This window comes from Nocardioides plantarum (assembly GCF_006346395.1).
In the GTDB taxonomy this organism is placed as follows: Bacteria; Actinomycetota; Actinomycetes; order Propionibacteriales; family Nocardioidaceae; genus Nocardioides; species Nocardioides plantarum.
In genome coordinates this window covers 29629-42136 of record NZ_VDMS01000006.1, presented here as the reverse complement: position 1 = coordinate 42136, position 12508 = coordinate 29629, and the positions used below count along the sequence as shown (strand labels likewise).

The window sequence follows — 12508 nt, the reverse complement described above, 5'->3', positions numbered from 1 at the left end:
CATGACGAGCACCCTGCCCGCCACCGAGATCCCGACCGTCTCGATCGCCGTGCCCGACGAGGACGGCCACGGACACCTCGCTGAGCTGCGGACCGACCCGGTCGCCCTGCTCGAACGCGTCCACGCCGAGTGCGGCCCGATCGGCCGGTTCCGGATCGCCGACAAGGAGGTGATCATGGTGACCGGCGCCGAGGCCAACGAGCAGTTCTTCAAGGCGCCGGAGTCCACGCTCGACCAGGCGGCGGCGTACCCTTTCATGACGCCGATCTTCGGCCACGGTGTCGTCTTCGACGCCTCGCCGGAGGAACGCCAGCAGGCGCTCAAGAACCAGGCCCTGCGCGGCGACCAGATGCGCGGCCACGCCACCACCATCGAGAACGAGATCAACCGGATGGTCGCCGAGTGGGGCGACGAGGGTGAGGTCGACCTGCTCGACTTCTTCGCCGAGCTCACGATCTACAACACCGCCGCCTGCCTGGTCGGCCTACCGTTCCGCGAGGAGATCGACCACCGCTTTGCCGAGGCCTACCACGGCCTCGAGCGCGGCACCGACGCGCTGGCCTACGTCGACCCCTACCTGGAGGGCGTGGAGTCCTTCGAGATCCGCGACCGCTCCCGCGCGACGCTCGTCTCGCTCGTGCAGGACATCATCGACCGCCGGGTCTCGACAGGCTCGACCACCGACAGGCGCCACGTGCCCAAGGACGAGCGCGACCTGCTCGACGTGCTGATCTCGCTCGACATGAGCGCCGACTACATCACCGGCGTCTTCATCTCGATGCTGTTCGCCGGTCACCACACGTCGTCCGGCACGTCGGCCTGGACGCTGATCGAGCTGATGCGCCACCCCGAGATCATGACCGGCGTGGTCGCCGAGCTCGACGACCTGTACGCCGATCGCCATGAGGAAGGGCACCGTGAGATCTCGTTCCGCTCGCTGCGCTCGATCCCCCAGCTGGAGTCGGTGATCAAGGAGACCCTGCGGCTGCACCCCCCGCTGATCATCCTGATGCGCCAGGTCGTCGAGGAGATGGAGCTCGCTGGGCACACCATCCCGGTCGGCACGATCGTGGCGTCCTCGCCGCGTGTCTCCAACCGGCTCGAGGAGGACTTCCCCGACGCGCAGTCCTTCGACCCGACGCGCTACCAGGACCCCCGCCAGGAGGACATGCAGAACCGCTGGACCTGGATCCCGTTCGGCGCCGGCAAGCACCGCTGCGTCGGCAACGCCTTCGCGATGATGCAGATCAAGGCGATCTTCTCGGTGCTGCTGCGCGACTTCGAGTTCGAGCTCGTCCAACCCGCCGAGACCTACCGTGACGACTACTCCAAGATGGTCATCCAGCTCCAGCGGCCCTGCCGCGCGAGGTACCGGCGGCGGCAGAGGTGACCCCCACGCCGGTCGAGGTGCGAGCGGAGCGAGCCTCGAGACTACCGAGCAGCGGGTCGGGTCGAGCGTCGGCTGCGGGGGTCTCGAGGCTCGTCGCCAGCGCTCCTCGCACCTCGACCGACGTGGGGGTGGAGGTGGGGGCGACGTGACCTTCCGCGTGGTCGCCGACCTCGACCTGTGCCAGGGGCACCAGATGTGCACCGGCGAGGCGCCCGACGTCTTCGACTTCGACGACGACGCCGATGTGGTGGTGGTGCTCGACGAGCGCCCCGACGAGTCCCTGCGGTCCGACGTACGGGCCGCGGTGCAGTACTGCCCAGCGATGGCGCTGGCCATGGAGGAGGAGTGACGATGGTCTCGACGAGCCCGACCCCCGACCTGACGAGAGCCGAGCTCGACGAGTTCTGGGAGTCCTGGTTGCAGGTCAACCGCGACGCCGAGCAGCAGGGCGACTGGCGCGTGATGGCCGAGTGGTACGCCGAGGACGCGTCGTACGGCTGGATGTACAGCCACGACGAGCACTTCATGGCGGTCGGGCGCGACCAGATCCGGGACTGGGCGATCGGCATCGAGATGGACGGCTTCGACGGGTGGCACTACGACTACCAGGCGACCGTCGTCGACGACCGCAACGCCATGATCGTGGGCTTCTGGAAGCAGCGGTCCGGCATCACCAACGACGAGACCGGCCGGGAGTACGAGATCCTCGGCATCGGTGGCTCGTGGTTCGGCGTCGAACGACAGACCTCCGGCGCCGACGTGGGCAGGCTCAAGTTCGCCTGGCAGCGCGACTGGTTCGACATGCCGTCGACCGCGCACACGTTCATCGAGATCCTCAAGGCCGGCAAGGCGCCCGCCACGCTGCTCAAGCGGATGGAGGTCGCCGGCCACGGCGTGCCCGGGCACTACCACCTCTCGGACATCCCGTCCCCGGTCTGGCCGCCGCCGGTCGAGGCCGGGATGTACCTGATCACGACCTCGACAGGCTCGACCACCGAGGGGACGTCGTGACCGTCTCGACAGGCTCGACGACCGCGTGGGCGCCTCCCCAGCAGTACGTCGACGGCAAGCTCGGCCCCGCGAGCGGGGGAGCGACGTACCCGATCCTCAACCCCGCCACGGGCCAGGAGATCGGGCAGGCGCCCGACTCGACCGTCGACGACGTCGACGCCGCGATCGGCGCCGCGCGCCGGGCGTTCGACGAGACCGACTGGTCGACGAACACCGAGCTGCGGGTGCGCTGCCTGCGTCAGCTGCACGCGGCGCTGCTGGAGGAGAAGGACGCCTTCGAGGCGCTCACCACCGCCGAGGTCGGCATGCCCGGGTTCATGATGGGCGCCGCCGGCTTCGACGTACCCGTCGAGGGCCTGAAGTGGGTCACCGACCTGCTGGAGTCCTACGCGTTCGAGACCGACCTCGGCGTCGCCGCCCCGATGGGCATCAAGTCCCGCCGGACCGTGCGCCGCGAGCCCGTCGGCGTGGTCGCTGCGATCACGCCGTGGAACGTGCCGACGCAGATCAACCTGGCCAAGGTCGGCCCGGCCCTCGCCGCAGGCTGCACCGTGGTGCTCAAGCCGGCGCCCGACACCCCGTGGGTGGCCTGCGAGCTCGGCCGGCTCGTCGCCGAGTGCACCGACATCCCGGCCGGTGTCTTCAACGTCGTCACGCCGCTCTCCAACGAGGTGGCCGCGGTGCTGTCGACCGACCCGCGGGTCGACATGGTGTCGTTCACCGGCTCCACCGACGTCGGTCGCGCGATCATGGCCGCGGCGGCCCCGACGCTGAAGAGGGTGTTCCTCGAGCTCGGCGGCAAGTCCGCCGCGATCGCGCTCGACGACGCCGACGTCGCCGCGGTCGCCGGCGCGACGGCGTTCACCGCCTGCATCCACGCCGGCCAGGGCTGCGCGATCACCACGCGCCTGGTGGTCCCGCGCGATCGGTACGACGAGGCCGTGCAGGTCGCCGCCGCGACGATGGAGTCGATCGGCGCCAAGGACCCGGCCGACCCGGGTGCCATCTGCGGCCCGGTGATCTCGGCGATCCAGCGCGACCGGGTCGAGGCCTACCTGAAGCTCGCGGTCGAGGAGGGCGGCACCTTCGCCACGGGCGGCACCGTCATCGACCAGGACGGCTTCTGGATCACCCCGACCGTGGTGGCCGGCCTCGACAACTCCTCGCGCCTGGCGCAGGAGGAGATCTTCGGACCCGTCCTCGTCGTCATCCCGCACGACGGCGACGACGACGCGGTCCGCATCGCCAACGACTCGGCGTACGGCCTGTCCGGCTCGGTCGACTCCGCGTCGCTGGAGCGGGCGAAGGCCGTGGCCGCGCGGGTCCGCACCGGCACCCTCGCGGTCAACGGCGGCGTGTGGTTCAGCCCGGACGCTCCGTTCGGCGGCTACAAGCAGTCCGGGATTGGCCGGGAGATGGGTGTCGCCGGGTTCGAGGAGTACCTCGAGACGAAGACGCTGGCGTTCCCGGCGTGAGCCTGCGAACGGTGGTTGAGGTGCGAGCGGAGCGAGCCTCGAAACCACCATCACGACGACGACATGAGCGAGTCGCGCACGCCGGGCCAGTGGGTTCGAGGCTCGTCGCTAGCGCTCCTCGCACCTCAACCGACGTAGGAGAGACAGGACCAGCATGAGCACCAGGTTCGCAGGCAAGGTCGCGGTCGTCACGGGCGCGGCGCAGGGCATCGGCGAGGCCTACGCGCGAGCGCTGGCCGCGGAGGGAGCGTCGGTCGTGGTGGCCGACATCAGCGTCGAGGCGGGCGAGAGGGTCGCGGCCGACATCGGCGGGCTGTACGTCCGCACCGACGTGTCGTCGGCCGAGTCGGCCGAGGCGATGGTGGAGGCGGCCACGGCGGCGTGCGGCGGCATCGACCTGCTGGTCAACAACGCCGCGATCTACGGCGAGATGGCCTTCGACCTGCTGATCAGCGTCGACTGGGACTACTACCGGAGGTTCATGGCGGTCAACATGGACGGCGCGCTGGTGATGACGCGCGCCTGCTACCGGTCGATGGCCTCGCGCGGCGGCGGCGCGATCGTCAACCAGAGCTCCACCGCGGCCTACCTCTACTCCGGCTTCTACGGCCTGGCCAAGGTCGGCGTCAACGGCCTCACCCAGCAGCTCGCGCACGAGCTCGGCGGGCAGGGGATCCGGGTCAACGCCATCGCGCCCGGCCCGACCGACACCGAGGCTACGCGCGTCCAGGCCGGCGACGCGGCGATGGACATCGTGCGCAACAGCCTGGCCATCAAGCGGATGGGCACCGTCGACGACATGGTCGGCGCCTGCCTCTTCCTGCTGTCCGACGAGGCGTCCTGGATCACCGGCCAGATCATCGCGGTCGACGGCGGACAGACGTTCCGGGCATGACGAGGCTGAGCGGGGCGACGCACCAACTCGCGCAATCGAACGGGTTGGTGGACGGATCGGCGCCCTGGGCTTCTCAACTCGTTCGATTGCACGAGTGGGTGGCCCGATGACCGCCGTCGGCTTCATCGGCCTCGGCAACATCGGCAGGCCGATGGCGCTGCGGTTGGCGGCGTCCGACCTCGACCTCGTGGTGTACGACGTCGCGGCGGCTCCCGTCGAGGAGCTCGTCGCCGCGGGGGCCAGGGCCGCGGCGTCCGTCGCCGAGCTGGCCGCGGACGTCGACGTGATCTGCGTGATGGTGCGCGACGACGACCAGGTCCGTGACGTGCTCGGCGAGGTGCTGGGGGTGTCGGGGGACCGGCAGACCGTCGTCATCCACTCGACCGTCGCGACCGACACCCCCGGCCAGCTCGCCGACGTCGCGGCGAGCCACGGCGTCAAGGTCGTGGACGCCCCCGTCTCCGGTGGTCCGATGGGGGCCGCCGAGGGCACCCTGGCGATCATGGTCGGCGGGTCCGACGAGGCGTACGCCGCCGCCCGACCCGCGCTCGAGGTGATGGGCTCCAAGGTCGTGCACGCCGGCCCGATCGGCTCGGGCACCAAGATGAAGCTCGCCCGCAACCTCCTGCACTTCGTGGCCTTCACGGCCGTCACCGAGGCACAGCGGCTGGCCGAGGCGGCCGGGCTCTCGCTGAAGGACCTCGGTGACGTCGTACGCCACACCGACGCGATCACCGGCGGTCCCGGCGCGATCATGTACCGCGAGACCACCGCCCCGATCGCCCAGGACGACTTCTGGCACGGGGTCTTCACCCACGTCGCCGACCTCGGCGAGAAGGACCTGCGCTTCGCCACCGCCCTCGCCGACGAGCTCGGCGTCGACGTACCGCTCGCCGACCTGGCGCTCACCCGCCTCCGACCCGGATTGGGACTCTGACATGGCTGACTCCACGGGCAAGTTCGACGACCTCCCCGAGAAGCGCCGCCTCGGCCTGGAGAAGATGGAGCAGGTCTACGGCTTCGAGATGACCGACGGGCAAGGCGACTTCTTCGGCTACACCGCCGACCACCTCTTCGCCGACATCTGGAACCGTCCCGGCCTCACCGACCGCGACCGCCGGCTGCTGCTCATCGGCCTGCTGATCGGCTCCAACCAGCACGACGTGCTGACGATCCAGGTCCCCGCCGCCCTGTCCTCGGGCGACCTCGACGCCACCGCCCTGCGCGAGATCGTCATCCTGGCCTGCCACTACGCCGGCTGGTCGCACGGCGGTCGCCTCAACTCGCTGGTCGAGGAGACCATCGCCAAGGCCGAGCGGGCCGCCAAGAAGGCCGCCGCCCAGGAGTGAGTCCCGGGCGACGGCCGACGGGCTACTTCCCGATCGCGTAGGTGTGCGTGGCCGAGCCGGCGGCGTACTGCGTGTCCCCGACGTAGCGCGCGGAGACGGACAGCCGGGTGGCCTGGGGGAGCTTGGCGACGGTGAACCTCGCGACGCCCTTGGTCAGCGTGGCGGTGATCTTCCTGCCCGCCACCGTCAGCTGCACCTTGCCGGTCGCGTAGGCGCCGGAGACGCTGCGCACCGAGACCTTGAGGACACCGGCGCGGCCACGCTTGAGCGTGCCCGAGGTGAAGCCGAGGCGGGAGGCCGACCGGGCCACCGCGATCTTGCTGACGGGCGTCGTGCTCGGCGCGAACAGGGTGGCGTCGCCGGAGTAGTCGGCGGCCAGGCTGGTCGCCCCGGCCTTCGTCGGGATCCACGAGACGGTCGCGGTGCCGTCGGCCCGCAGCGTGGCGGTGCCGAGCGTCTTGCCCGTGGTCCGCAGGGTGACGGTGCCGGTGGGCCGCGGCCCGCTGGGTCCTCTCGCCGTGATCGTGGTGGTGACCCGAGAGCCGCGCGTCGCCTTGGGCGTCGAGAGCGACAGCGTGGCCGCGCGGGCGGTGATGGTGACCGTGACCTCCGCCTGCGAGGTGGCGCCCCGGGCGTCGGTGACGGTGACGAGGAACGCGTCGGTGCCCGAGCGGACGGTCGGGGTGTAGGTCACCGTCCGGCCGTCCTGCGACACGACGGCCCGCTCGGAGCTGACGGCGCTGATGGTGACGGCGTCGTCGTCCGGGTCGGTGGCCCCGAGGTCGACGAGCGTCACCGTGACCGGCGTACCGGCGGTGGTGGTGACCACGACCGGCGAGACCGTCGGCGGGTGGTTGACCGGCACGACCGTCACGGTGACGGTGGCCGGGACGGAGGTGCTGAGCCCGTCGGAGGCCGTGTAGGTGAAGGTGTCGGTGCCGCTGAACCCGGGCGCGGGGGTGTAGGTCGCGGTGCCTCCGGCGACCTCGACCGTCCCGTGCTCCGGGGCGGCGACGGCGGCGTAGGTCAGCGGGTCGTCGTCGGAGTCGGTGCCGGCCAGCACGACGGTGACGCCGCTGCTGTCCTCGGTGGTGGTCGCCGACACGGCGGCCGTGGTCGGGCGGCGGTTGGGCGTCACCGTGACCGTCGCGGTGGCCGTCGTCGTCGCGGCGCCGTCCGAGACCGTCCAGGTGAACGAGTCGGTGCCGCTGAAGCCCGCCGCGGGGGTGTACGACGCCTGGGCGCCGGCCAGCGTCACCGTGCCGTGCATCGGCGCGCTGGCCAGGGCGTAGGTCAGGGTGTCGCCGTCGACGTCGCTGCCGCTCAGGGCGAGCACGACGGGGTTGCTCTCGCGCGTGGTGGCGCTCGCCGGGGTCGCGACCGGCGCGTCGTTGACGGGGGTGACCACGATCGAGACGGTCGCCGGTGCCGAGACCGTCGAGGGGTCCGAGGCGGTGAAGGTGAAGGAGTCGGCGCCGTGGAAGTCGCGCTCGGGCGTGTAGGTCGCCCGGTCGCCGGCGAGGCGGACCGTGCCGTGGGCCGGCCGGCGGCCCAGCGAGTAGGACAGCGGGTCGCCGTCGGGGTCGGTGGCCGTCAGGGTGACGGTCACGGGCTGGTCCTCGGGGGTGGTCACCTGGTCGGCCGCCGCGACCGGGTCGTGCGACACGGCGGCGGTCACCGTGATCGACACGGTCGCGGCCTCCGACGTGGCGCCGGAGGGGTCGCGGACGGTGTAGGTGAACGTGTCGGGGCCGGCGTACCCGGCGGTGGGGGTGTAGGTCGCGGTCGCACCGTCGAGGGCGACCGTGCCGTGGGCGGGCTGGGCGAGGACCGCGTAGGTGAGCGCGTCGCCGTCGACGTCGGAGCCGAGGAGCGTGACCGCCGTGCCGGCGCCGGCCGGCGCCGTGAGCGATGCCGCCGCGGCGACGGGCGGGTCGTTGACCGGGGTGACGGTGATCGTGACGGTGGTGTCGGCCGTGCCGCCGCGCCCGTCGGAGACGCGTACGCCGACCGCGTCGGTGCCGTGGAAGTCGGCGGCCGGGGTGTAGCTCAGCTGCGCCGGGGCGCCCTGGGTGATGCTCGCCGTACCGTGAGCGGGGCCGCGGCCGGAGACGACCGACCAGGTGAGCGTGTCCCCGTCGGCGTCGGTCGCCGCGAGGGTCGCCGTGACGGGGCTGTCCTCGGTGGTCGTGGCCGTGCGCGGCGAGGCGGTGGGGGCGGTGTTGGCGGGGCCGCTGCCGCCCGGGGCGTAGTCGGAGCCCGACGTGCTGCCGCAGGCGGGGCCCTGGCCCACGCCGTCGCCGAAGACCGACGTGACCCACTCGGGGTGGTCGATGAACGGGTTGCGGTTGTGCTGGTAGGTGCCGTCGACCAGGTCGTTGCGGGCCCGCTCGCGGTCGTCCGGCGGATCGGCCAGCGACCAGGCGACGAGCGTGGAGAGCTTGCCCATGTTGGGCGTGCCGGACTCGTTGCAGGTGCGGTCGTTCATCTTGAGGTTGAGCTCGCCGCTGTCGCCCTCGTAGCGCACCGCCATGTAGAGCAGGCCTCGGGCCAGGTCGCCCTTGGTGGCGTCGCGTCCCTCGAACGAGTCGGAGTCGCGGGTGCAGACGGCGCAGTCGGGCACCGTGCCGCTCGCGGTGTCGTCGAAGTCGAGGTTGCCGCGCGAGGAGTTGGTGGTGCCGAACTCCGGGCGCATGTGGTGCAGGTCGGTCCCGATCCCCGCGGACGTGCCGAAGTTGCCGTGGCTCTGCGGCCAGGTGTGCTCGCGGTTCCACGCCCCGCCGGCGCAGGACGACCCGCACCGGTTGCTGGCCAGGATGCTCGTGCCGGAGTAGAAGTCGATGAGGTAGCCGGGGCGCGCGGGGTCGGGATCGGTGACCGGGAGCGCGTCGTAGACGCCTGAGTAGCTCAGCTTCGTGTGGCCCTTGATGATCGTGTGGAGCTGGGCCGCCAGGGTCGCGCCCGAGAGGCCGCTGGTGCCGGCGTAGTAGGTGTCGGGGTCGTGCGGCGCGTCGCGTCGGGCGTCGGTGGTGGTGGCCGTGGCGGCGGGGGCGGCTTGGGCGGTGGCGGGGCCGAGCGCGAGCACGGACCAGACGAGCGAGACCGAGACGAGCGCAGCGGTCAGGCGGCGGTGAGCAGAGATGGGGGAACTCCTCGAGAGCGGTGGACGAACGCTCGAACCTAGTGGTCGCGAGCCCACCCGGAGCCCCGATCACTCAGAACTTCATCTGCCCGTCACATTCGGCCATCGGTCGACCGCGGCTACGCGGTCAGCCGACCGCACCCTCGACCAGTGCGAGGGTGCCGAGGTCACGCATGGCGGCACAGGAGCGCTCGACCATGGTCGCGAACATCCGGTCGCCGCGGGGGGTGCGGCCGGTGTAGACGCAGCCGAACACGGCGATCAGCGGGCCCTGCAGCATCGAGATGCGGTAGTCGAGCCAGCACTCGTCGAGGTCGAAGCCGGTGACGCCGTGCCCCACGAGCGCGGAGTGGTACGTCGCCACGACGGCCTCCTCGTGGTCGCGGCGCACGTCGGGCGTGAGGCCGGTGCCGAGCAGGAAGCCGAGGTCGCGCAACGGCGGCGCGATGGACGTGGTCTGCCAGTCGACGGCGACGCAGCCGGCCTCGCCGTCGCGGCGGAACATCAGGTTGTCGAGGCGGTAGTCGCCGTGCACCAGCGCGAAGTGGTCGGCGCGCGCCAGCAGCCAGGGGCCGGCCAGCGGCACCGTCTCGCGCAGCGTGGCCTGGTCGTCGGGGGACAGGCCGGCGCCGGCGTCGGAGAGGTAGAGGTCGATCGCCGAGCCGTAGAACTCGGCCAGCAGGTCGGCGTCCTCCTGCTGGTTGAGCTTGAGGTCGTCGAGCTCGAGCAGCGACTCGTCGTCCCAGCGCGGTCCGTGCAGCCCGGCGAGGTTGGCGGCGGCGTCGTGCGCCTGCGCGGGCGTGCAGCCGGCGAGCTGGTCGCCCTGGGCGTGGTCGGCGAGGTCCTCGAGCAGCAGCACCACCTGCGAGGTGGTCTCGTCGTAGGCCGCGTGGTGGCAGGCCGGCACCCGGATCGCGACCGTCGGCGCGACCTCGTCGTAGAAGCGCACCTCGCCCCGGTAGGCGCCGCCCACGATCGACCGCGCGGCCGGGTCGGCCGCACCGAGCTTGGCGACCACGGACGTCGGGACGCCGTCGCCGCCGAGCTCGAGCCGGTAGGCCTCGCCCATCTGGCCGGTGCCGATGCGGGTCGTCCGGACGGACCGGACGCGGTGGCCCAGGGCCTCGGAGAGCCAGGCCGCGCCGATGGCGTCGATGTCGCCGGGGACCGCGAGCGGCGGCGGCGGGATCACCGCCTTCCCCAGCCCGGGTTGGCCGTGAGGGCGTCGAGACCGTCGGGCCGGATCGCCCGGTAGGCCTCGAGGACCGGCGCCAGCTCGGTCGGGGTCGCGCCGTGCAGGATCACGCTGTCGGCCCCGGCGTCGAGCTGGTCGACGACCCGGCGTGCGCACTGCGCGGCCGAGCCGGAGGCGGCCGCGGCCAGCCACGCGTCGGGCAGCACCTCGGCGAGGTGGCGCAGCTCGTCGGTGGTGCCGACGGCGTCGAAGGCGCCCGGGTAGCCCTGCACGAGCGGGTCGTCGCGGAAGCGCTCGTAGTCGGCGAGGTCCCAGCCGTTGGCCTTGACCAGCACCCTGCCGTAGCCGGTGAGGTAGGTCGCCAGGCGCCCGACGAGCTTGCGCAGCCGCTGCTCCTCGGGGATCGACTCCTCGACCGTCGCGAGCACCGCCCACACCCGCACCGACGCAGGATCGCGACCGGCCTCCTCGGCCGCCCGGCGTACGACGCCGACCGAGCGCGCGAGGGTCTCGTCGGTGAGGAACGTGTGGAGCACGACGGCGTCGGCGACCCGACCGGCGAGCTCGAGCGACCTGTCACCGATCGCCATCAGCATGATGGGGATGTCCTCGTCGAACGACGGGTCCTGGCTGAGGTAGGGGTAGGCGCCGGCGGGGCCGTCGTGGCCGAACGCCTCGCCGTGCCACAGGCGGCGGTAGATGCCCATCGCGTCCTCGATCTGGGCCGAGGTGATCCGCTGGACGCCCATCACGTCGAAGAGCAGGTCGAAGCCCCGACCGAGCCCGAAGGCGTAGCGGCCGCCCGACATCCGGTGGGCGGTCATCGCCAGGGTCGCGGTGACCAACGGGTGTCGGGTGGCGTGGTTGGTGGCGGCGGTGCCGACGCCGAGGGTCGTGGTCGCCGCGACGGCGGCACCGGCCATCACGCCGGCGTCCTTGACGTTGAAGCGCTCGGACAGGAACACGCTGCCGAGCCCGAGCCGCTCGCCGAGGCGGACCTCGTCGAGGAGGTCGCGTGGTGCGGCCGAGTGGCCGGCGAGACCGTAGAACCCCAGCTCGGGAAGGGAGCCGGCAGGGACAGTACTGGACACGTGTCCAACCTAGGTGGACAGGTGTCCAGTTGGCTAGTGCGTCGGGGCGGCGCCCCGCAGGACCAGGTCGACGACCTGCGCGACCTCGCCCTCGGTGATCGCCTCGCTGCGCCAGAGCAGCCGGTAGTAGGCCGAGCCGGTCACCAGGTCGAGCAGGAGGTCGCCGTCGACGTGCTCGGCGACCTGGCCGGCGCCCTTGGCGTGCTCGACCCAGGTCAGGCCCTCGGCGCGGATCTCGGTGAGCGTGGCGCGGAAGGACTCGTCGATCCCGGGGTGGCCGGCCTTGGCGGCGAGCAGCTCGGCGGCGGCGCGGCGTACGGGATCGCGGGCGAAGGCGCGAGCCAGGGCGGTGAGGGTGCCGACCAGGTAGGCGCGCAGCGAGTCCGGCGCCGGCAGGTCGGCGCCGTGGTGCGGACTGCCCGGGACGCGGGTGACCGCGAGCAGGATCTCGTCGACGTCGGCGAAGCGCCGGTTGACCGCGGGCAGGCTCACCCCGGCCCGGGCGGCGATCCGGGCCCGCGAGAGGCCGGATCGCCCGTGCTCCTCCAGCAGGGCCACGCACGCCCGGACGACCTTGAGGTCGATCGTCTCGTCCCGGGGCCGCGCCATGGGCCCATGTTACGTTAGCCAGACTATCGAAACGACGGAAGGACACGCCATGGTCGGCATCACGAGGTACGGCGCCACGAGCGGCGAGCACCGGGTGGAGCTGGAGTTCGACAAGCGACTGGTGGTGATGAACCGGGCCCGGCTCCTCGTCGACGGCCAGGAGGTCGACTCCGCCAAGGTCGTCTACGGCGACCGCGACCTGCGCGCCACGCTGGCCGACGGCGCCGAGGTCGTCATCCGCCTGCACTCCGGCATGAACGGCGAGCTGACCCGCGCCCAGATCGAGCGCGGCGACGGCCGGTGGGAGGACATGCAGCCCGTGACCGGTGGGTGATCCCGGGGAGCGGCCCG

Annotated in this window: 12 protein-coding genes; 8 read left to right on the top strand and 4 right to left on the bottom strand. The window is 72.1% G+C overall.

Annotated features, from left to right (window positions below; translation table 11 throughout):
- The first annotated feature begins 1 nt into the window (after window position 1).
- From FJQ56_RS21445 to FJQ56_RS21420, 7 genes are all read left to right on the top strand, one after another.
- Window positions 2-1390 (top strand): cytochrome P450, encoded by a 1389-nt coding sequence (locus tag FJQ56_RS21445; RefSeq protein WP_140011705.1) that lies wholly within the window; start codon window positions 2-4, stop codon window positions 1388-1390.
- 145 nt (window positions 1391-1535) lie between these two features.
- On the top strand, window positions 1536-1739 hold the full coding sequence (locus FJQ56_RS22805; protein WP_246084304.1) for a ferredoxin: 204 nt from the start codon (window positions 1536-1538) through the stop codon (window positions 1737-1739).
- Between the two features lie 2 nt (window positions 1740-1741).
- Window positions 1742-2401, top strand: coding sequence for a nuclear transport factor 2-like protein (locus FJQ56_RS22800; protein ID WP_170215495.1), 660 nt, complete (start codon window positions 1742-1744; stop codon window positions 2399-2401).
- Window positions 2398-3876 (top strand): aldehyde dehydrogenase, encoded by a 1479-nt coding sequence (locus FJQ56_RS21435; protein WP_170215494.1) that lies wholly within the window; start codon window positions 2398-2400, stop codon window positions 3874-3876. The genes FJQ56_RS22800 and FJQ56_RS21435 overlap by 4 nt, the downstream gene beginning before the upstream one ends.
- A 154-nt stretch (window positions 3877-4030) precedes the next feature.
- Window positions 4031-4771 (top strand): SDR family oxidoreductase, encoded by a 741-nt coding sequence (locus tag FJQ56_RS21430; RefSeq protein ID WP_140011703.1) that lies wholly within the window; start codon window positions 4031-4033, stop codon window positions 4769-4771.
- A gap of 106 nt (window positions 4772-4877) precedes the next feature.
- Window positions 4878-5708: an NAD(P)-dependent oxidoreductase gene (locus FJQ56_RS21425; protein ID WP_140011702.1), complete on the top strand. Its 831-nt coding sequence runs from the start codon at window positions 4878-4880 to the stop codon at window positions 5706-5708.
- A 1-nt stretch (window position 5709) separates the two neighbouring features.
- Window positions 5710-6120, top strand: a complete 411-nt coding sequence (locus tag FJQ56_RS21420; protein WP_140011701.1) for a carboxymuconolactone decarboxylase family protein — start codon at window positions 5710-5712, stop codon at window positions 6118-6120.
- 22 nt (window positions 6121-6142) lie between these two features.
- Here FJQ56_RS21420 and FJQ56_RS21415 read toward each other — a convergent pair whose 3' ends face one another.
- The 4 genes from FJQ56_RS21415 to FJQ56_RS21400 all read right to left on the bottom strand — a co-directional run bounded on the left by FJQ56_RS21415 (window position 6143) and on the right by FJQ56_RS21400 (window position 12157).
- Window positions 6143-9205: an Ig-like domain-containing protein gene (locus FJQ56_RS21415; protein WP_211351326.1), complete on the bottom strand. Its 3063-nt coding sequence runs from the start codon at window positions 9203-9205 to the stop codon at window positions 6143-6145.
- A gap of 184 nt (window positions 9206-9389) precedes the next feature.
- Entirely contained in the window at window positions 9390-10454 is a 1065-nt protein-coding gene (locus FJQ56_RS21410; protein WP_211351324.1) for a phosphotransferase family protein, read from the bottom strand.
- Window positions 10451-11548 (bottom strand): TIGR03857 family LLM class F420-dependent oxidoreductase, encoded by a 1098-nt coding sequence (locus tag FJQ56_RS21405; protein ID WP_140011699.1) that lies wholly within the window; start codon window positions 11546-11548, stop codon window positions 10451-10453. Before FJQ56_RS21405 ends, FJQ56_RS21410 begins: the two co-directional genes overlap by 4 nt.
- A gap of 33 nt (window positions 11549-11581) precedes the next feature.
- Window positions 11582-12157, bottom strand: coding sequence for a TetR/AcrR family transcriptional regulator (locus FJQ56_RS21400; RefSeq protein ID WP_140011698.1), 576 nt, complete (start codon window positions 12155-12157; stop codon window positions 11582-11584).
- Window positions 12158-12206: 49 nt separating this feature from the next.
- Here FJQ56_RS21400 and FJQ56_RS21395 point away from each other — a divergent pair, with 49 nt between their 5' ends.
- The gene (locus FJQ56_RS21395) at window positions 12207-12491 is read left to right on the top strand and encodes a hypothetical protein (protein WP_140011697.1); all 285 of its coding nucleotides are present in this window, start codon (window positions 12207-12209) and stop codon (window positions 12489-12491) included.
- Window positions 12492-12508: the final 17 nt, after the last annotated feature.

Bases quoted from the DNA above. Each gene is read 5' to 3' on its own strand.
- FJQ56_RS21425 (WP_140011702.1), top strand. From the start codon at position 4,878: ATGACCGCCGTCGGCTTCATCGGCCTCGGCAACATCGGCAGGCCGATG.
- FJQ56_RS21400 (WP_140011698.1), bottom strand. From the start codon at position 12,157: ATGGCGCGGCCCCGGGACGAGACGATCGACCTCAAGGTCGTCCGGGCG.
- FJQ56_RS21430 (WP_140011703.1), top strand. From the start codon at position 4,031: ATGAGCACCAGGTTCGCAGGCAAGGTCGCGGTCGTCACGGGCGCGGCG.
- FJQ56_RS21420 (WP_140011701.1), top strand. From the start codon at position 5,710: ATGGCTGACTCCACGGGCAAGTTCGACGACCTCCCCGAGAAGCGCCGC.
- FJQ56_RS21395 (WP_140011697.1), top strand. From the start codon at position 12,207: ATGGTCGGCATCACGAGGTACGGCGCCACGAGCGGCGAGCACCGGGTG.
- FJQ56_RS22800 (WP_170215495.1), top strand. From the start codon at position 1,742: ATGGTCTCGACGAGCCCGACCCCCGACCTGACGAGAGCCGAGCTCGAC.
- FJQ56_RS21445 (WP_140011705.1), top strand. From the start codon at position 2: ATGACGAGCACCCTGCCCGCCACCGAGATCCCGACCGTCTCGATCGCC.